At 68.9% G+C, this 15,715-nt stretch carries 22 protein-coding genes; 11 read left to right on the top strand and 11 right to left on the bottom strand.

All coding sequences use genetic code 11. From position 1 onward, the window contains the following. Nucleotides 1-3 precede the first annotated feature (3 nt). The gene (locus H512_RS0112170; RefSeq protein WP_036791433.1) at nt 4-681 is read right to left on the bottom strand and encodes an HAD-IA family hydrolase; all 678 of its coding nucleotides are present in this window, start codon (nt 679-681) and stop codon (nt 4-6) included. Nucleotides 682-700: 19 nt separating this feature from the next. Then, entirely contained in the window at nt 701-1,636 is a 936-nt protein-coding gene (locus tag H512_RS0112165; RefSeq protein ID WP_026783690.1) for a glycine--tRNA ligase subunit alpha, read from the bottom strand. A gap of 181 nt (nt 1,637-1,817) precedes the next feature. On the opposite strand from H512_RS0112165, the gene H512_RS0112160 reads away from it, so the two are divergent. Further along, nucleotides 1,818-2,123 carry a hypothetical protein gene (locus H512_RS0112160; protein WP_156899475.1) on the top strand — a complete coding sequence of 102 codons (306 nt, stop codon included), beginning with the start codon at nt 1,818-1,820 and terminating at the stop codon, nt 2,121-2,123. An 81-nt stretch (nt 2,124-2,204) separates the two neighbouring features. On the opposite strand, the gene H512_RS0112155 is transcribed toward H512_RS0112160, so the two are convergent. Together H512_RS0112155 and H512_RS0112150 are read right to left on the bottom strand one after the other, a co-directional pair. Beyond that, nucleotides 2,205-2,384, bottom strand: coding sequence for a hypothetical protein (locus H512_RS0112155; protein WP_026783688.1), 180 nt, complete (start codon nt 2,382-2,384; stop codon nt 2,205-2,207). A 77-nt stretch (nt 2,385-2,461) separates the two neighbouring features. Then, nucleotides 2,462-3,316, bottom strand: coding sequence for a S49 family peptidase (locus tag H512_RS0112150; protein WP_026783687.1), 855 nt, complete (start codon nt 3,314-3,316; stop codon nt 2,462-2,464). A gap of 224 nt (nt 3,317-3,540) precedes the next feature. Here H512_RS0112150 and H512_RS26980 point away from each other — a divergent pair, with 224 nt between their 5' ends. The 3 genes from H512_RS26980 to H512_RS0112135 all read left to right on the top strand — a co-directional run bounded on the left by H512_RS26980 (nt 3,541) and on the right by H512_RS0112135 (nt 5,586). Next, nucleotides 3,541-3,702: a hypothetical protein gene (locus H512_RS26980; protein ID WP_156899474.1), complete on the top strand. Its 162-nt coding sequence runs from the start codon at nt 3,541-3,543 to the stop codon at nt 3,700-3,702. 191 nt (nt 3,703-3,893) lie between these two features. After that, on the top strand, nt 3,894-4,925 hold the full coding sequence (locus tag H512_RS0112140) for an acyltransferase family protein (protein WP_084798445.1): 1,032 nt from the start codon (nt 3,894-3,896) through the stop codon (nt 4,923-4,925). 13 nt (nt 4,926-4,938) lie between these two features. Further along, a complete protein-coding gene (locus tag H512_RS0112135) occupies nt 4,939-5,586 on the top strand; it encodes an SGNH/GDSL hydrolase family protein (RefSeq protein WP_026783685.1) in 648 nt (215 codons plus the stop codon). A gap of 96 nt (nt 5,587-5,682) precedes the next feature. On the opposite strand, the gene H512_RS25800 is transcribed toward H512_RS0112135, so the two are convergent. The 3 genes from H512_RS25800 to H512_RS0112125 form a co-directional block, all read right to left on the bottom strand. Next, nucleotides 5,683-5,913 carry a hypothetical protein gene (locus H512_RS25800; RefSeq protein ID WP_053239810.1) on the bottom strand — a complete coding sequence of 77 codons (231 nt, stop codon included), beginning with the start codon at nt 5,911-5,913 and terminating at the stop codon, nt 5,683-5,685. A 120-nt stretch (nt 5,914-6,033) separates the two neighbouring features. Further along, entirely contained in the window at nt 6,034-6,585 is a 552-nt protein-coding gene (locus H512_RS23755) for an isocitrate lyase/PEP mutase family protein (RefSeq protein ID WP_053239809.1), read from the bottom strand. A gap of 86 nt (nt 6,586-6,671) precedes the next feature. Beyond that, the gene (locus H512_RS0112125) at nt 6,672-7,271 is read right to left on the bottom strand and encodes a bifunctional transcriptional activator/DNA repair enzyme AdaA (RefSeq protein ID WP_026783684.1); all 600 of its coding nucleotides are present in this window, start codon (nt 7,269-7,271) and stop codon (nt 6,672-6,674) included. Between the two features lie 114 nt (nt 7,272-7,385). Here H512_RS0112125 and H512_RS0112120 point away from each other — a divergent pair, with 114 nt between their 5' ends. From H512_RS0112120 to H512_RS25795, 3 genes are all read left to right on the top strand, one after another. Continuing rightward, nucleotides 7,386-8,309 (top strand): DMT family transporter, encoded by a 924-nt coding sequence (locus tag H512_RS0112120; RefSeq protein WP_036791430.1) that lies wholly within the window; start codon nt 7,386-7,388, stop codon nt 8,307-8,309. Between the two features lies 1 nt (nt 8,310). After that, nucleotides 8,311-8,820, top strand: a complete 510-nt coding sequence (locus H512_RS0112115; RefSeq protein ID WP_026783682.1) for a methylated-DNA--[protein]-cysteine S-methyltransferase — start codon at nt 8,311-8,313, stop codon at nt 8,818-8,820. Nucleotides 8,821-8,954: 134 nt separating this feature from the next. Further along, nucleotides 8,955-9,983: an endonuclease/exonuclease/phosphatase family protein gene (locus tag H512_RS25795; RefSeq protein ID WP_156899473.1), complete on the top strand. Its 1,029-nt coding sequence runs from the start codon at nt 8,955-8,957 to the stop codon at nt 9,981-9,983. Between the two features lie 4 nt (nt 9,984-9,987). Here the strand turns inward: H512_RS25795 and H512_RS0112105 are convergent, their stop codons facing one another. Both H512_RS0112105 and H512_RS27460 read right to left on the bottom strand, forming a co-directional pair. Continuing rightward, nucleotides 9,988-10,761 (bottom strand): tRNA1(Val) (adenine(37)-N6)-methyltransferase, encoded by a 774-nt coding sequence (locus H512_RS0112105; protein WP_026783680.1) that lies wholly within the window; start codon nt 10,759-10,761, stop codon nt 9,988-9,990. Then, nucleotides 10,758-11,003 carry a putative signal transducing protein gene (locus H512_RS27460; protein ID WP_026783679.1) on the bottom strand — a complete coding sequence of 82 codons (246 nt, stop codon included), beginning with the start codon at nt 11,001-11,003 and terminating at the stop codon, nt 10,758-10,760. The genes H512_RS0112105 and H512_RS27460 overlap by 4 nt, the downstream gene beginning before the upstream one ends. A gap of 240 nt (nt 11,004-11,243) precedes the next feature. On the opposite strand from H512_RS27460, the gene H512_RS0112095 reads away from it, so the two are divergent. Further along, complete coding sequence (locus H512_RS0112095; protein WP_053239808.1) at nt 11,244-12,200, top strand: polyprenyl synthetase family protein; 957 nt, start codon at nt 11,244-11,246, stop codon at nt 12,198-12,200. Nucleotides 12,201-12,261: 61 nt separating this feature from the next. Here H512_RS0112095 and cobT read toward each other — a convergent pair whose 3' ends face one another. Then, nucleotides 12,262-13,287 carry a nicotinate-nucleotide--dimethylbenzimidazole phosphoribosyltransferase gene (gene cobT, locus H512_RS0112090; protein ID WP_026783677.1) on the bottom strand — a complete coding sequence of 342 codons (1,026 nt, stop codon included), beginning with the start codon at nt 13,285-13,287 and terminating at the stop codon, nt 12,262-12,264. Between the two features lie 133 nt (nt 13,288-13,420). On the opposite strand from cobT, the gene H512_RS0112085 reads away from it, so the two are divergent. The 3 genes from H512_RS0112085 to H512_RS0112075 are packed head-to-tail and all read left to right on the top strand — an operon-like array spanning nt 13,421 to nt 14,729. Then, nucleotides 13,421-14,212, top strand: coding sequence for an adenosylcobinamide-GDP ribazoletransferase (locus H512_RS0112085; protein ID WP_026783676.1), 792 nt, complete (start codon nt 13,421-13,423; stop codon nt 14,210-14,212). Between the two features lie 4 nt (nt 14,213-14,216). Further along, nucleotides 14,217-14,414, top strand: coding sequence for a DUF1289 domain-containing protein (locus H512_RS0112080; RefSeq protein WP_026783675.1), 198 nt, complete (start codon nt 14,217-14,219; stop codon nt 14,412-14,414). A 3-nt stretch (nt 14,415-14,417) separates the two neighbouring features. Beyond that, nucleotides 14,418-14,729, top strand: coding sequence for a hypothetical protein (locus H512_RS0112075; protein WP_026783674.1), 312 nt, complete (start codon nt 14,418-14,420; stop codon nt 14,727-14,729). Here H512_RS0112075 and H512_RS0112070 read toward each other — a convergent pair whose 3' ends face one another. Then, nucleotides 14,730-15,701: a bile acid:sodium symporter family protein gene (locus tag H512_RS0112070; RefSeq protein WP_026783673.1), complete on the bottom strand. Its 972-nt coding sequence runs from the start codon at nt 15,699-15,701 to the stop codon at nt 14,730-14,732. Nucleotides 15,702-15,715: the final 14 nt, after the last annotated feature.

Raw genomic sequence — 15,715 nt, 5'->3', positions numbered from 1 at the left:
GGCTCACTCCTTTCGGTCAAGGAGGCCCATCGCCAGCCCCGGCACCTCGGAAAAGTCGTTCGCCAGCGCCTGCGCGCCGGCCTCGACCAGTTGGTCGCGGCTGTTGTAGCCCCAGGTGACGCCGAGCGCCAAGGCGCCGGCCGCCCGCGCCATCAGCATGTCGTAGCCGGTGTCGCCGACCACAACCGTCCGGGCGACGTCGCCGCCGAGTGCCGCCACCGCGTCGACCACCATGAAGGGATGCGGCTTGGACGGGCCATCGTCGGCGGTGCGCAGCACGGAAAACGTGCCGGCAAGGCCGTGGGTTTCCAGGATGGCGTCGAGACCGCGCCGCGACTTGCCGGTGACGACACCGAGCAGCACGTCGTCGTGGGCGGCAAGCGCCCGCAGCGCGTCGAGCGCGCCGGGATAGAGCGGCGCCGTCTCGGCGAGGCGGAAGCGCATCGCCTGGTAGGTGTCGCGATAGGCATCGGCGACGAGGCCGACGGAGACGGTGTCGAGGCCGGGGCCGAGGCGGCCGATCGCCTCCGGCAGCGACAGGCCGATGATCGACAGCACGCCGGCCCGCTCGGGCGGCGCGTGGCCGACCTTGGCGAACGCCTCGGTCATGGTGGCAACGATCATCTGCTGGCTGTCGACCAGCGTGCCGTCGCAATCGAACAGGACGAGCTTCGGCATCATCGGTCGGTACCCGCCTTCGTCACGCCAGCGCGCCGCCGCCGGCCGTCTTCAGCCACGCCTCGCCGCAGGCTTTCGCCAGTTCGCGGACGCGCAGGATGTAGCTCTGCCGCTCCTGCACCGAGATGACGCCGCGCGCATCCAGGAGGTTGAAGCGGTGGCTGGCCTTGATGCACTGGTCGTAGGCCGGCAGCACGCACTTGTTGAGGCCATCGGTGCCGGCCGCCGCGCCCTTTTCGAGCAACGCCTTGCACTCGGCTTCCGCATCCTTGAAGTGCTGCATCAGCATGTCGGTGTCGGCGTATTCGAAATTGTGGCGGGAGTATTCTTCCTCGGCCTGATGGAAGACGTCGCCGTAGGTGACCTTGTCGGCGCCCTCGCGGCCGTTGAAGTTCAGCTCGTAGCCGTTGTCGACGCCTTGCAGATACATGGCGAGGCGTTCGAGGCCGTAGGTCAGCTCGCCGGAGACGGGCGAACACTCGATGCCGGCCACCTGCTGGAAATAGGTGAACTGGCTGACCTCCATGCCATCGCACCAGCATTCCCAGCCGAGGCCCCAGGCGCCCAGCGTCGGGCTTTCCCAATCATCCTCGACGAAGCGCACGTCGTGCAGCCTGAGGTCGATGCCGATCGCCTCCAGGCTTTCGAGGTAGAGGTCCTGGAGATTGTCCGGCGACGGCTTCAGGATCACCTGGAACTGGTAATAGTGCTGGAAGCGATTGGGGTTCTCGCCGTAGCGGCCGTCCTTGGGCCGGCGCGACGGCTGCACGTAGGCCGCCTTCCAGGGCTTGGGGCCGAGCGAACGCAGCGTCGTCGCCGGGTGGAAGGTGCCGGCGCCCACTTCCATGTCATAGGGCTGGAGGATGACGCAGCCCTTCTCCGCCCAGAAGTGCTGCAGGGTCAGGATCAGCCCCTGGAAGGAACGGCGGGGATCGTTGACGTCGATCGGCTGGGTCATCGGGAGCTACCTGGAAAAGGCGGAAAGGCCGGCGGACGCCGGGCGGGATCGGGCGCGAAATTAGGTGCGCCCCCTCGCCCCGTCAACCGCAAAAAGGCGCCGGCCGGCCGCCCGGAAAAGCCGGAACCATCGTCAAACAAGGAAAGCGCATCCAGCCCGGATGCCGCCATGGGACAACACGATGACCTCGGGAACCTTCCGCCTCGCCATGACGCTCGCCGCCGCGCTGCTCGCCGCCGCGCCGGCCCTTGCCGCCCGGCAGCGCCACCAGTTGATCGAGCCGATCCAGCCGGACCGCCGGCATGAGGAGAAGGCTGCGCCATCCCGTCCCGGCGACAGGCTCTGCTTCTGCCGCACCGTGCATCAGCGGAACGCCGCCGGCCGGCTGACCTGGCAGGTGGTCTGCTCGGACAAGGGACCGGCGCAAGGGGCCCACAAGATCCGCGCGCCCGATTGCCGGACCATCCGCAACCTGCCGCCCCGGTGAGACGGGCATGAAAAAGGCCGAAGCAATGCTTCGGCCTTCCGGCTTCAAACGGAGGGGCGACCTCCGGAACGGGCGCGACGCTCAGCGGCGGTCGCGGTAGATGCCGGTCACCGGATCGCGCTCCATGCGGATCTCGACGCGCACCGGTTCGGCATTGGCGTCACGGAGTACCTCGGCCACGCGAGCCATTTCGCGCTTCAGCACCTGCACCACGACGTAGACGCCGGCGCCGATGAGAGCATATCCAACCAGATGGGACATGAGCCGATCTCCTCTGCTGACCAAACCATGAGACCACCGTCCCGGTTATCTGGCAAGCGCAAATTCCCGTGAAGGGATCACAAACCGTAGCGCGAGAACATGGCGCGCCGCTCGATCGACGCGAGTGCATCGTCAAAATCGACGAGGCCGCCGGCGGCGTCCGCCGCTCCGCCGAACAGCCGGCGGCGCAGGAAGCCGGCCCGTCCCGGCTCGAAGACACGGATATCCACCTTGTCGCCGTAGCGGGCGGCGAGATCGTCGTGCCAGGTACCGACGCGATCGGCGAGTCCGAGCGCCACCGCCCGGTCGCCGGCCCAGTAGAGGCCGGAGAACAGGTCCTCGCCCTCCTTGAGACGGTCGCCGCGCCGGCCCTTCACCAGTTCGATGAAGAAGGCGTGGATGTCGCGTTGCAGCGTCTTCAGGTGTTCGACGTCGTCGCCGTTCTCCGGCTGGAAGGGATCGAGCGTCACCTTGCGCGTGCCGGCCGTGTAGACGCGGCGGTCGATGCCCAGCCGGGCGATCGCCTTGTCGAGGCCGAAGGTGGCCGACACCACGCCGATCGAACCGACGATCGACGAGCGGTCGGCGACGATCTCGTCGGCGGCGCAGGCCAGCATGTAGCCGCCGGACGCCGCGATGTCCTCGACATAGGCGATCACCGGCAGCTTCTTCTCCTCGGCAAGCTGGCGGATGCGGCGGAAGATCAGGTGCGACTGCACCGGCGAGCCGCCGGGCGAGTTGAGGGCGAGCGCCACCGCCTTCGCCCCCTTCACCGAGAAGGCCCGCTTCAGCGCGCCGTCGACGGCGGCCAGCGACAGGGAGCCGCGGCCCATCGCCGAGGGCATGCCGATGGCACCGGACAGCCGGACGAGCGGCACAACAGGGGTATCGCCGCGCAGGCGGCGCGGCAGCCAGGACCGTAAGTCGATCAAGGAAAGCTCCTTGCCTAGAGGTTGTCGCAAGGCATGTGGGAAGCGCCGCGGCGCGATTCAATCTCGGCGAAGGCGGCAAAAGCATGTCACCGACCGGCCACGGGACCTTTTCCAGTTGCAGGAAATCTGAAGGCGCCCTTCAGAAGATACGATTTGTTCCTATTGGGCCCTTTACCTATATTAAGGCTGCAAGAGAGAGACAGAAAGAGACAAGGAGAACAACGATGGACGCCATGATGTTCGCCATGCTGGCCGCCAACCACAAGGGCCACCGCCCCAGCACCGCCGAGCGCGAGATCGCCGAGGCGATCGCCAACTACGAAGAGACCGCTCCCCGCCGCGCACGCGCCCAGAAGCGCGGTTTCCTGAAGGGTCTCGGCCTCTGACGGCCGACTGATCCCGATGCAGCGACAACATCGAGCGCCCGATCCCCGAGGGGGATGCCGGGCGCTTTGTCGTATCCGGGGGCAAGTGAATCATCGGCGGGTCGCCGCCACCGTTTCATCACGATTCTGCTGAACTACTGCCGCACCCCGGCCGCACCTCGCGCGACGGTCCGTTGCGAGCCTCGTTCATCATGACTCTTGAGACTATGGTGTCTTCGTCGGCGCGCCACGGCGGCAGCGAACTCAAGCGCATCGACTATCTGGACGGCTGGCGGGGCCTTGCCATCTTCCTGGTGCTGCAAGGGCATTTCTTCGCCATCCAGGGCTGGCACAGCGGCCGCATGGGCGTCGACGTGTTCTTCTGCCTGTCGGGCCTGTTGATGAGCCGCATCCTGTTCCAGCGCCGTGTGCCGCTCACCACCTTCTACAAGCGGCGCATCTCGCGCATCATCCCGGCCTTCTTCCTCTACCTGCTGATCGTCTTCGGCGTCGCCGCGCTGATCGGCAAGGCCGCGCCGGCCCGCGAGGTGGTGCCAACGCTGCTGTTCCTGCGCTCCTACCTGCCCGCCGACCTCCACATGTTCGCGAGCCCCTACCCGATCGGCCATCTGTGGTCGCTCAACGTCGAGGAGCACTCCTACATCTTCCTGTCGCTGCTGACGCTGCTGCCCTTCCTGCGCGGCCGCGAGGGCTGGGCCCTGATCGCCTGCGCCTTCGTCACCATCGCCATCCATCTGTCCTACTTCGAATTTCCGGCCATCGCCCCGCCGATCGAATACTGGGTGCGCAGCGAGGTGGCGGCAACCAATCTTTTGCTTTCGGCCGGCTATGCTCTCATCCGGGACCGAACCGCGCCACACGTCCGCCCGTGGATGCCGGTGGCCGCCTTCGCCGTGGCGACGGCGCTTTACGTCGGCTCGGTGGTGCCATGGATGATGACGATGACCATCGCGCCCTTCTTCCTCGCCTTCACCGTCAACCATCTCGCGGAAGCGCCGGGGTGGGTGCGGACGGGCCTGTCGTTCTCGCCGCTCAGGCTGCTCGGCATCGGCTCGTTTTCGATCTATCTCTGGCAGCAGCCGTTCTACCAATACAAGAAGCTCCTGTTCGCCGGCCTGCCGTTCCACGCCGGGATCGGCCTCGCGCTGTCGGTGGCGGTCGGCTTCCTGTCGTTCTACGCCTACGAGAACCGCGTCAGGGCCTGGCTCAACCGCGTCTGGTGAGGGGACATACGAGATGAAGATCCATGCGGACAGCAAGCTGCTGTTCATCGGCGACTCGATCACCGACTGGAGCCGCGCCCGGCCGGTCGGCGAGGCGCTGTTCGATTCCCTAGGCACCGGCTACGTCGGCCTCGTCAACGCCTTCCTCAACGTGACGCATGCGGCCAGCCGCATCCGCGTCGTCAACATGGGCGTCAGCGCCAACACCGTGCGCGACCTCGAAGCCCGCTGGGCGAGTGACGTCGAGGCGCTGAAGCCCGACTGGCTGTCGATCATGATCGGCGTCAACGACGTCTGGCGGCAGTTCGACGCCCGCCTCCAGACCGAGAACCACGTGCTGATCGGCGAATACGAGGCGACGCTGGAACGGCTGATCGAGCGCACGCAGCCGTACCTGAAGGGCCTCGTGCTGATGGCGCCCTATTTCGTCGAATTCAATCGGGCCGACCCGATGCGCCGGATGATCGACGACTACGGCGCGGTGATGCGGAAGCTCGCCGACCGCTACGGCGCCGTCTTCGTCGACACGCAGGCCGCCTTCGACGAGGTGATGGCCGAGATCCACCCGATGGGCATCGCCACCGACCGCGTCCACCCGACGCTGACCGGCCACCTGATCATCGCCCGCGCCTTCCTGAAGGCGGTGGGATATCCAATCTGAGGGCTGCCCAGGGGTCGGCAAGCCGCCGCCCGGACCGGCCGTTCCCTGCCGGCCGATCGAGGCAGCATGTTCGCTCTTGTCGGAGCGGATGGCGTGTCACTCCTTCGGCTGGAAGCGGGCCTCGATCTCGGCCCAGTCGGGCAGATCGACCAGTTCCTCGAAGGCCTTCATATCCACGCTTGTCGCGCCGTCGAGGGGACGGCCGCCGCGCAGATTGTCGAGCGTGCGCTCGATCGCCTTGGTGACGCCGAACAGAACGGTTGTCGGGTAAAGGATCATCGCGTAGCCGAGCGCGCGGAAATCGGCCGGATCGAGCCACGGCGTCACGCCGCCGTTCTCAAGCACGCTGGTGGCAAGCGGTACGTGCCGGAACGCCTGGCCGACCCGTTCAATCTCCTGCTCGCTGCGCGGCCCCTCGACGTAGAGTCCGTCGGCGCCGGCCTTCAGTTAGGCTTCGCCGCGCCTCAGCGCGCTGTCGAGCCCCTCGGGCTGGATCGCGTCGGTGCGGGCGATGAGAAAGGTGTCGTCATCCTGCCGCGCCGCCACCGCCGCGCGCACCTTGGCCACCATGTGCTCGACGGGCACCACCTTCTTGTCGGCCATGTGGCCGCAGCGCTTGGGCGCCGCCTGATCCTCGAAGAAGATCGCCTTGGCGCCAATCGCCTCATATCCGCGGATCGTCCGCGTCATGTTCTTGACGTCGCCATATCCGTCGTCGGCATCGACCAGCACCGGCAAGGCGCAGCCGTCGATCACATCTTGTACAGCGCGGTTCTTCTCGCCGAAATGTTCGAGATCCACGTCCGGACGGCCATAGCGCGCGCCGACCAGCGCGAAGCCGCCGACCTGATAGGCGGGAAAGCCGGCCCGCTCGATCAGCCTGGCCGTGAGCGCATCATGCGCGGCGGGAAGCTGCAGGAACGTCTCGCGTTCGAGCAATGCCTTCCAGGTGATCCCGGTACGGCGAACGGCGGGAATGTCGAGTTCGAGTTCGCGCATGTCGCCATGCTCCTTTCCGTCCTTCGGAAGAAACGCGCATGACGCCGACTGGTTCGGTACTTGTCGGAATACCCTCGAAGGCGATGTCAGGCGTATGCCGACGCGACCGCCTTGCTGGAGGCTCGCCACCGCCGCATCTCGCCCGGCGGCCGCCGGTAGACCTCCTGGAACACGGCGTTGAAGCGGCGGAGGCTGCCGAAGCCGGCCTGAAGCGCCACGTCGGTCATGGGCAGATCGGTGTCGGTCAAAAGGCGCTTGGCCCGCTGGACCCGCGCTGTCCGAGCAACCTCGGTCGGGCTGGCGCCGAGATGGCGGCGGAACAGGCGCGTCAGGTGCCGGCCGCCGATGCCGACGCGGGCGGCCAGCGCCTCGACGCCGCCGCGTCCGTCGAGCGCGCCCTCGTTCCGGATGAGGCGTGCCGCCTTCTCGACGATGGAGAGCGTGCCCTTCCAGGCCGGACAGAACGGCGCCGTCTCCGGCCGGCAGCGCAGGCACGGCCGATAGCCGGCCAGTTCCGCGGCGGCGGCGCTCGGCAGGAACTCGACGTTGCGCCGAAGCGGCGGCTTCACCGGGCAGACGCAGCGACAGTAGATGCCCGTCGTCCGGACGCAAACGAAGAAGGCGCCGTCGTAGGCGGGATCGCGGGCCGCCCAGGCCGTTTCGCAGAGGGTGACATCGAGGCTCATGACAGGAATTGTACACGGACACGGTGCAAGGTCACGCATCCGAGTCCGATTCCGGCGAGCGGACGAACCGCCGGCGAGGCATTCTGCAGCCAGTCCACCATCCATGGAGCCGACATGACCAGACAGATGGGCCTCCTCGAATGGGGCCTCCTCCTCTTCCTGTCCGTCCTTTGGGGCGGCTCCTTCTTCTTCTCCAAGGTGGCGCTCGCCGAGTTGCCGCCGTTCACCGTGGTGCTCGGCCGCGTCGGCATCGCCGCGCTGGCGCTTCTCGTCTATCTCCGGGCAACCGGCCGGCCGATTCCCACCGATGGCGCCGTCTGGCGCGCCTTTTTCGGCATGGGCCTTCTCAACAACCTCATCCCGTTCAGCCTGATCTTCTGGGGCCAGACGGCGATCGCCTCGGGCCTTGCCTCGATCCTCAACGCCACCACGCCGATCTTCTCCATCCTGGTCGCCCACCTGATGACCACCGACGAGAAGATGACGGCGAACAAGGTGGCCGGCGTGCTGCTCGGCATCCTCGGCGTCGCCGTGCTGATGGGCGGCAGCGCCTTTTCCGGCGAGGGGCCCCCTCTCTGGGCGCTCTTCGCCTGCCTCGGCGCAGCCCTCTCCTACGGCTTCGCCGGCACCTTCGGCCGCCGTTTCCGCCGCATGGGCATCGCGCCGGCCGTCGGCGCCTTCGGCCAGACCACGGCGACCACCGTCATGATGCTGCCGCTGGTGATCCTCGTCGATGCGCCCTGGAAGCTCGCCGCGCCCGGCCCCGTCACCGTCGGCGCGCTGATGGCGCTGGCGCTGATCTCGACGGCGCTCGCCTACATCATCTACTTCCACATCCTTGAGGTCGGCGGCGCCACCAACTCGTCGCTGGTGACGTTGCTGATCCCCGTTTCGGCCATCCTGCTCGGCAGCCTGGTGCTCGGCGAGCGGCTGTCGTCCAACCATTTCCTGGGGATGGCGCTGATCGCCCTCGGCCTGTTGTCGATCGACGGCCGCGTCTTCACTATCCTGAAACGCGCGCCAAGCCCCGGAGGCTGACATGCCCGACACCCTCTACACCTATCTCGTGAGCCCGATCGGCCCGCTGCTTCTGGCCGGCGACGGCGCGGCGCTGTCGGCCATCGGCTTTCCCTCCGGCAAGGGCCGCGTCGCCCCGCGCGACAGCTGGCGGCGCGACGACGATTTGTTCGTCGAGGCGCGCGCCCAGCTCACGGCCTATTTCGCCGGCGAACTGCGCGACTTCGACCTCGTGCTGAACCCGACCGGCACGCCCTTCCAATTGGCCGTCTGGCAGGCGCTCCGGGCCATTCCCTACGGCGCCACCCTCTCCTACGGCGCTATCGCCGCGCGTATCGGCCGTCCTTCGGCAAGCCGCGCCGTCGGCGCCGCCAACGGCGCCAATCCCATCCCGATCGTCGTGCCCTGCCACCGGGTGATCGGCGCCTCCGGCGCGCTGACCGGCTTCGGCGGCGGCATCGACACCAAGCGCTGGCTGCTGGCGCACGAGACCGGCGGCCGGCCCGGCGATCTCCAGGGCAGCCTGTTCTGAGCCGGAGCCGCCGGCCCGCTCCTTGCTTTTCCGGTGCCGGGCGGGCAAGTTTGGCCGCCGCGACGCTCACACGACCGCCGCAGACTTTCTCGACCATTGAGTCCGGCCGGTTCGGCAAGGATCCGGGAGTCCATATGACGGCATCCGAGTTCAGCGCGGCTCCCGCCCGACACAGGTTGTCCGGCTCGGCCGCCGTCGTCATGGTCGCGGCGGTCGCCTTGGCGACGCTGGCCCGGCTCAACGCCGACGTCTTCTATTTCGGCGACCTCGTCAGCTTCTTCCTGCCGGTGCTGTTCGGCCTGTCGTTGGCCGCCGCTCTCCTCTGCCTTGTCACGCGTCGCCGCCTCGCCGCCGCCGTCGCCGTGGTGCTTGCCGTGGTCAACGGTCTGCCGTTGTTCATGCCGGTCGAGCATGCCGCAGCCTCGGCCGCCGGCCCGACCCTGCGCGTCGCCACCAGCAACGTGCTGGGTGGCCGCGCCGATTTCAGCGACCTCATCACCTGGAGCACGTCGTCGGGCATCGACGTGCTCGGCCAGCAGGAAGTCAGCGGCTGGGTGATGCGGCACTTCGAGGCGCTGCGCGGCCATTTTCCGGAAGCGCCACCGGCCGACCTCCTCGGCCGCAATCCGGGGGTGATGGCCTGGTCGGCCTGGCGAATCGTCAAGGCCGGGCACATCGACAATATCCCGGTCGTGCCGGACTACGGCTGGGGCGGCCAGCCCCTGCGGCTGGAACTGGCCCCGCCCGGCGTGCCGGATGCCGGCGCCGACGCGCCGCCGACCCTCGTCGTCTACGTGCTGCATCCCTCGTCGCCGCGCAGCCCCGCCCAATGGGAGACCCGCAACACCTATCTCGACATCGTGGCGCGAGCGATCGCCGCCGAGCCGCCGGGCACGCCCGTTGTCGCCATGGGCGACTTCAACACGCCGACATGGTCGCCGTTCTTCCAGTCTTTCCTGAAGACATCCGGGCTGGTCGACGCCGCCGGCACCGGCTGGCCGGCCACCACCCGCTTCGCGCGGCGGTTCGCGAAGGTCTTCCATTTCGGCTCGCCGGTCGACCATATTCTGGTGTCGCGCAATGTCGAGGTGAAGCGCTTCGAAGTCGGCCCCGACATCGGCTCCGACCATTTCCCGGTCATCGCCGACCTGCGCCTGCCCTGAAGCCTTACCACCAGACGACCGGCAGGGCGGAACCGCGCAACACCGCGTCAACCTCGGCTCGGAAGCGGCCATCCGCCTCATGCAGGACGAGGCTCGGCAAAATGCGGAGCGGCGCCCGCCCCTGCGGCCGGCCGCGCAGGATCAGCCGGTGCGCCGGCTCGCCGGCATGGGCGTGGATCGGCAGCAGGCCGAGCGAGCCGAAGCGGCTGCCGATCGCGGCGAGAAGGCGCGGCAACTCGTCGGCGCGGAAGATCACCGTCAGCGTGCCGGACGGCTTCAGAAGGGCGGCGGCGGCGCGCACCCAGCCGTCGATGGCGTCCGGCGCCACGGCATGCGCCCGCGCCCGCCCCGGCGCCGGCGAGCGGCGGCCGCGATCCTCGGGATGGAACGGCGGGTTCATGACGAGATGGTCGGCCATGTCGTCGGCGAGGCCGGCCGCCCGGCGCACCGCCGCCGGCGCCAGCACGTCGGCGACGACCACCTCGACGCGGCCGGCGGTGGCCGCGTTGAGCGCCGCGTTGCCCGCCGCGAGCCGCGCCAGCGCCGGATCGATCTCCACCAGCGTGACGGCGATGTCCGGCAGCCGGTGCGCCGCCGCGAGGCCGGCAACGCCGACGCCGGCGCCGAGATCGACCACGTGGCCGGCGGTGCCGTCCGGCAGCGCGGCGGCCAGCAGCACGGCGTCGAGGCCGGCCCGATGGGCGCCGGCCGCCGGCTGGTCGATCAGCAGGCGGTTGCCGAGAAAGCCGTCGCGGCTGGTGCCGCCCGCCGCGGTCACGTCCTGGCTTCTCGCTTCTTGTCCGGCCGCAGTTCGGCGCCGAGGCCGGCATCGGTGAGAAGGCGGCGGGCACGGATCGCCTCGTCGGCGTCGACCAGCACGCGGCGCGGGAAGACGCCCAGCATGCCCTCGACGCCGCTCATCGCCTGGTCGGCCACGAGGTAGCCGATGCCAGCGTCCTTCAGCAGCGCCTCCACGAAGGAGATGGTCACCAGATCGTTGGTTCGGATCAATTCTTCCATGAAGCCTCCGGAATTGCCGATGGTCATCCCCGACGGGATTCGACATTATCCCCTTGGCGGCCTAATGGTCACCCACTTAATCTTTCTCCTGCGCGGGCACCGACTCGTGCCGGAAAGCGTTATGGATACAACCGGCGGCAAGCCGGACGGACGGTTTCGGGAGTGAAGGGTTTGAGCTCGGTCGCACCTCAGCACAGCAACGCTCCGGCGGCACCGCGCGAGAAATCGATCGCGCCCCTGATGCAGCTCGTCGACGCCGACATGCAGCGGGTCAACCGGATGATCCTCGACATGGCCGCCGCCAATGCCGACATGATCCCGGAGATCGCCCGCCACCTGATCGATTCCGGCGGCAAGCGCCTGAGGCCGATGCTGACGCTGGCCGCCGCGCTGGCCTGCGGCTATCGGGGCGACGGCCACGTCAAGCTGGCCGCCACCGTCGAGTTCATGCACACGGCGACGCTGCTCCACGACGACGTCGTCGACGAGAGCGAACTCCGGCGCGGCAAGCCGTCGGCGCGCATGCTGTGGGGCAATCAGGCCAGCGTGCTGGTCGGCGACTATCTGCTCGGCCAGGCCTTCCGCACCATGGTCGAGGTCGGCTCGCTCGACGCGCTGGCCGTGCTGTCGCGCGCCGCCGCCGTCATCGCCGAGGGCGAGGTGCTGCAACTGGTCGCCGCCAAGCACCTGACCACCAGCGAAGAGCAGTATCTCGAAGTGATCAACGCCAAGACGGCGGCGCTGTTCTCGGCGGCCACCGAGGTCGGCCCGATCATCGCCGGCAGTTCCGCCGAGGTGCGCGCCGGGCTCGCCGAATACGGCACCCAGCTCGGCCTCGCCTTCCAGCTCGTCGACGACGCGCTCGACTACGGCGGCTCGTCGATGACGCTCGGCAAGAAGGTCGGCGACGACTTCCGCGAGGGCAAGGTGACGCTGCCGATCCTGATCGCCGCCGCCCGCGGCGGCGACGCCGATCGCGACTTCTGGCAGCGCACCATCGAGCGCGGCGAGATCGAGGACGCCGACCTCGACCGGGCCATCGAACTGCTCGGCCGCCATCAGGCGATCGCCGCCACCGTCGAGCGCGCCCGCGCCTACGGCGATCGGGCGATCGCCGCCCTCGCCGTGCTCGACGACGGCCCCTACCGGGCGGCGCTGGAAGACGTGGTGCATTTCTGCGTCAGCCGCGTGAGCTGAACGCATCTCTCCGAACAGATGAGGAAGCCCGGTCAAGTCCTTGATCGGGCTTTCTGTTCATTCAGTCCCTGTTGGCGACGCCGGCCTCCGCGAAGGTGGCCATGCCCGCGTGGACGTCGGCCGCCGCCCGGATGATCGAGCCGGCGATGGCGGCGCCGGTGCCCTCGCCGAGGCGCAGGCCGAGATCGACGATCGGCTCCTTGCCCAGCCGGGCGATGACGTCGCGATGGGCGCCTTCCACCGAGGCATGGGCGATCTGCACGTGGTCGATCGAATGCGGATCGACGGCGTGCAGCACGGCGGCGGCGGCGGTCACCACATAGCCGTCGACGACCACCGGAATGCTCTGGTGGCGGGCGGCGATGATGGCGCCGACCATGGCGGCGATCTCGCGGCCGCCGACCCGGCGCAGCACCTCCAGGCCGTCGCGCTCGCCCGCGCCGAGCCGCGCCACGGCGGCGGCCACCGCGTCGCGCTTGCGCGTCAGGCCGGCGTCGTCGACGCCGGTGCCGCGGCCGATCCAGTCGGCCGCCGCGCCGCCGTAGAGGGCGTGGTAGATGGCGGCGGCCACCGTGGTGTTGCCGATGCCCATCTCGCCGAGCATCAGGAGATCGGTGCCGCCGGACACCGATTCCATGCCGAAGGCCATGGTGGCGGCGCAGCCGGCCTCGTCGAAGGCGTCGGCCTCGGTGATGTCCGGCGTCGGCACTTCGAGCGCCAGCTCGAACACCTTGAGGCCGTAGTTGTAGCTCTTGCAGAGCTGGTTGATGGCGGCGCCGCCGGCCGAGAAATTGGCCACCATCTGGAAGTTGACCTCGACCGGGAAGGCCGACACGCCCTTGGCCGCCACGCCGTGGCTGGCCGCGAACACCGATACCATCGGCCGCCGCACCGCCGGCCGCTCCACCCGCTGCCAGGCGGCCAGCCATTCGGCCAGCTCCTCCAGCCGGCCGAGCGAGCCGAGCGGCTTGGTCAGCTCGGCGTTGCGGGCGCGGACGGCGGCGACGGCCGCCTCGTCCGGTCCGGGCATGTCGGCGATCAGCTCGCGGAAATCGTCGAACGGCAGGCCGGACATCGAGGGAATCATGGCTTGATCTTTCTGGCTGGGCTGGGGCGACGGGGCTGGATCTAGCGCCAGAAGCGTTGCAACGCCCCGAAACGACACAACATTTAGCGGCTTCCCGCTATACACGACTCGGCTTGCGGCCTACAAATGAAGAATGCTGCGCGACGAACTCCTCCACCGTCTGGCCGACCTCGGCGCCTGCCTGCGCTTCTTCTCGCGCCTTCCCGTGCCGCAGCTCGGCCGGCTCGACGACACCGGCGCCCTGCCCGACCTGCCGCGGGCGGCGGCGGCGATCCCGCTCGCCGGTCTGCTGATCGCCCTGCCGGCGGCGCTGATCGGCCTTATGGCCGGCGCGGCCGGCCTGCCGAGCCTGCTCGTCGGCCTCCTCGTCGTCGCCGCGCTGGTAGCGCCGACCGGCGCCCTGCACGAGGACGGCCTCGCCGACAGCGCCGATGGCCTCGTCGGCGGCGCCACGGTGGAAAAGCGCCTGTCGATCATGAAGGACAGCCGCATCGGCACCTTCGCCGGCCTGGCGCTGATCCTCACGACGCTGATCCGGGCCAGCGCCTACGGCGCGCTGTTCGCTCACCCGGCGCTCGGCGTCTTCGCCGTGCTCGGCGCCGGCGCCCTGAGCCGCCTTGCCATGGCCGCCCTGTGGGCCGCCCTGCCCGCCGCCCGGCCCGACGGCCTCGCGGCCCGGCTCGGCCGGCCGGACGGCCGCGCCCTGGCGCTCGGCGCCGGGCTGACGGTGCTGCTGCTGTCGCCGCTCGCCGCGCTCGCCGGCGCGCCGGCGACGCTCCTCGGCATTGCCTTCGCCGGCCTCGCCGCGCTCGTCTTCGCCGCCTTCGCCCGGGCGAAGATCGGCGGCCAGACCGGCGACATCCTCGGCGCGACGCAGGTGCTCGCCGAGGCGGCTTTCCTGGTCGGCCTGCTGATCGGAGGATGACGGAATGGTCGAGACGCCCTGCGTCAAGGTCTGCCGGATTCTGGAGGGCGGCGGCCTCTGCCGCGGCTGCGGCCGCACGCTCGACGAGATCGCCCGCTGGACGACGATGACCGACGATGAACGGCGGAAGATCATGGCCGGCCTTGCGAAACGGCTGCGCCGCATCGACATTGAGGAACGTGCATTCCGATCGGAGAGCTAGCCGATGCGGCAACCCGTCCTCTACATCGCCGTGGCGATCCTCATCGTCGCCACCGGCGCGCTGCTGATCTTCGGCAGCTCCGGCAGCGTCGCCGGCCTGCCGCCGGCCCGCTTCGTCGACGCCGCCTATCTCTCGATCTTCGCCCTGCTGATCGGCGCTTCGCTGGCCTTCGGCCGCCACCGCATCCACGCCCGGCTCTGGCATATCGCCGTCTGGCTGGCCGTCTTCCTGGCGCTCGCCGCCGGCTATCGCTGGTTCCATCAGCAGCCGACGGTGGTGGTGCCGACCGAGGATGCCCGCTCGACGGCGGTCTGATCAGTCGGCCGGCCGCCGGGCGAAGCGCGCCGCCAGCACGCTGACGATGACCAGTTGCAGGAAGTGGAAGACCATGATCGGCGCGACGATCAGGCCGAGGGCGGCGCTGTGGCCGAACATCACCGGCGCCAGCGGCACGCCGGTCGCCAGCGACTTCTTCGAGCCGCAGAACTGGCAGGCGATGCGATCGCGGATATTGAAGCCCATCAGCGAGCAGACGCCGTTCATGGCGAGATAGACCACCAGGAACAGAGCCACGGAGGCAAGCGCGATCTTGACCACCAGCATCAGGTCGCCGGCGCTCCAGACGCCGGCCGCCACCGAATCGCAGAACGAGTTGTAGACGATGGCGAGGATGGTGGAGCGGTCGGCGAGCTTCACCCAGAAAGCGTTGCGATGCGCCCAACCGCCCAGCCAGCGGCGGGCGATCTGGCCGAGGACGATCGGCACCAGCACCAGCATCACCACCTTGAGGATCACCGGCAGGAGCGGCATGTCGATGCCGTTGCTGTGCATGTACCAGCTCATCAGGAGCGGCGTGATGAATACGCCGAGCAGGCTCGACAGCGAGGCGTTGAACACGGCGGCCGGCACGTTGCCGCGGGCGATGTTGGTCATCGCCACCGACGACGAGACGGTGGACGGCAGCGCCGCCACGTAGAAGAAGCCGAGCCAGACGTCGTCGGAGAACAGGCCCGGCACCAGCGCCCGCGCGGCGAGCAGGATCGCCGGGAACAGCACGAAGGTGGCGAACTGCACGCAGAGATGCAGCCGCCAGTGCAGCACGCCGGCCTTCATCCGCTCCGGCGACAGCGTCAGGCCGTAGAGGAAGAACACCACGGATACGCCGTAGGTGGTGACATACTCGAAATGCAGCGGCCCGCCGCTCATGCCGGGCGTCGGCCAGACAAGCGCCAGCACCACCATCAGGACGAGGCCGACGAGGAAGTAATCGAGCTTGGGGAGACGCACGGGAAGCGGACTTT

The sequence above is a fragment of the Pleomorphomonas koreensis DSM 23070 genome (genome assembly GCF_000425185.1).
GTDB classification, from domain to species: Bacteria; Pseudomonadota; Alphaproteobacteria; order Rhizobiales; family Pleomorphomonadaceae; genus Pleomorphomonas; species Pleomorphomonas koreensis.
Note: the sequence above shows the minus strand (reverse complement) of the source record. Positions and strands in the feature narration are given on the sequence as shown.

Coding starts and splice junctions, on each gene's coding strand:
- H512_RS0112170 (WP_036791433.1), bottom strand. CDS start 681: ATGATGCCGAAGCTCGTCCTGTTCGATTGCGACGGCACGCTGGTCGAC.
- H512_RS0112165 (WP_026783690.1), bottom strand. CDS start 1,636: ATGACCCAGCCGATCGACGTCAACGATCCCCGCCGTTCCTTCCAGGGG.
- H512_RS0112160 (WP_156899475.1), top strand. CDS start 1,818: ATGACCTCGGGAACCTTCCGCCTCGCCATGACGCTCGCCGCCGCGCTG.
- H512_RS0112155 (WP_026783688.1), bottom strand. CDS start 2,384: ATGTCCCATCTGGTTGGATATGCTCTCATCGGCGCCGGCGTCTACGTC.
- H512_RS26980 (WP_156899474.1), top strand. CDS start 3,541: ATGGACGCCATGATGTTCGCCATGCTGGCCGCCAACCACAAGGGCCAC.
- H512_RS0112140 (WP_084798445.1), top strand. CDS start 3,894: ATGACTCTTGAGACTATGGTGTCTTCGTCGGCGCGCCACGGCGGCAGC.
- H512_RS0112135 (WP_026783685.1), top strand. CDS start 4,939: ATGAAGATCCATGCGGACAGCAAGCTGCTGTTCATCGGCGACTCGATC.
- H512_RS23755 (WP_053239809.1), bottom strand. CDS start 6,585: ATGCGCGAACTCGAACTCGACATTCCCGCCGTTCGCCGTACCGGGATC.
- H512_RS0112125 (WP_026783684.1), bottom strand. CDS start 7,271: ATGAGCCTCGATGTCACCCTCTGCGAAACGGCCTGGGCGGCCCGCGAT.
- H512_RS0112120 (WP_036791430.1), top strand. CDS start 7,386: ATGACCAGACAGATGGGCCTCCTCGAATGGGGCCTCCTCCTCTTCCTG.
- H512_RS0112115 (WP_026783682.1), top strand. CDS start 8,311: ATGCCCGACACCCTCTACACCTATCTCGTGAGCCCGATCGGCCCGCTG.
- H512_RS25795 (WP_156899473.1), top strand. CDS start 8,955: ATGACGGCATCCGAGTTCAGCGCGGCTCCCGCCCGACACAGGTTGTCC.
- H512_RS27460 (WP_026783679.1), bottom strand. CDS start 11,003: ATGGAAGAATTGATCCGAACCAACGATCTGGTGACCATCTCCTTCGTG.
- H512_RS0112095 (WP_053239808.1), top strand. CDS start 11,244: ATGCAGCTCGTCGACGCCGACATGCAGCGGGTCAACCGGATGATCCTC.
- cobT (WP_026783677.1), bottom strand. CDS start 13,287: ATGATTCCCTCGATGTCCGGCCTGCCGTTCGACGATTTCCGCGAGCTG.
- H512_RS0112085 (WP_026783676.1), top strand. CDS start 13,421: ATGCTGCGCGACGAACTCCTCCACCGTCTGGCCGACCTCGGCGCCTGC.
- H512_RS0112080 (WP_026783675.1), top strand. CDS start 14,217: ATGGTCGAGACGCCCTGCGTCAAGGTCTGCCGGATTCTGGAGGGCGGC.
- H512_RS0112075 (WP_026783674.1), top strand. CDS start 14,418: ATGCGGCAACCCGTCCTCTACATCGCCGTGGCGATCCTCATCGTCGCC.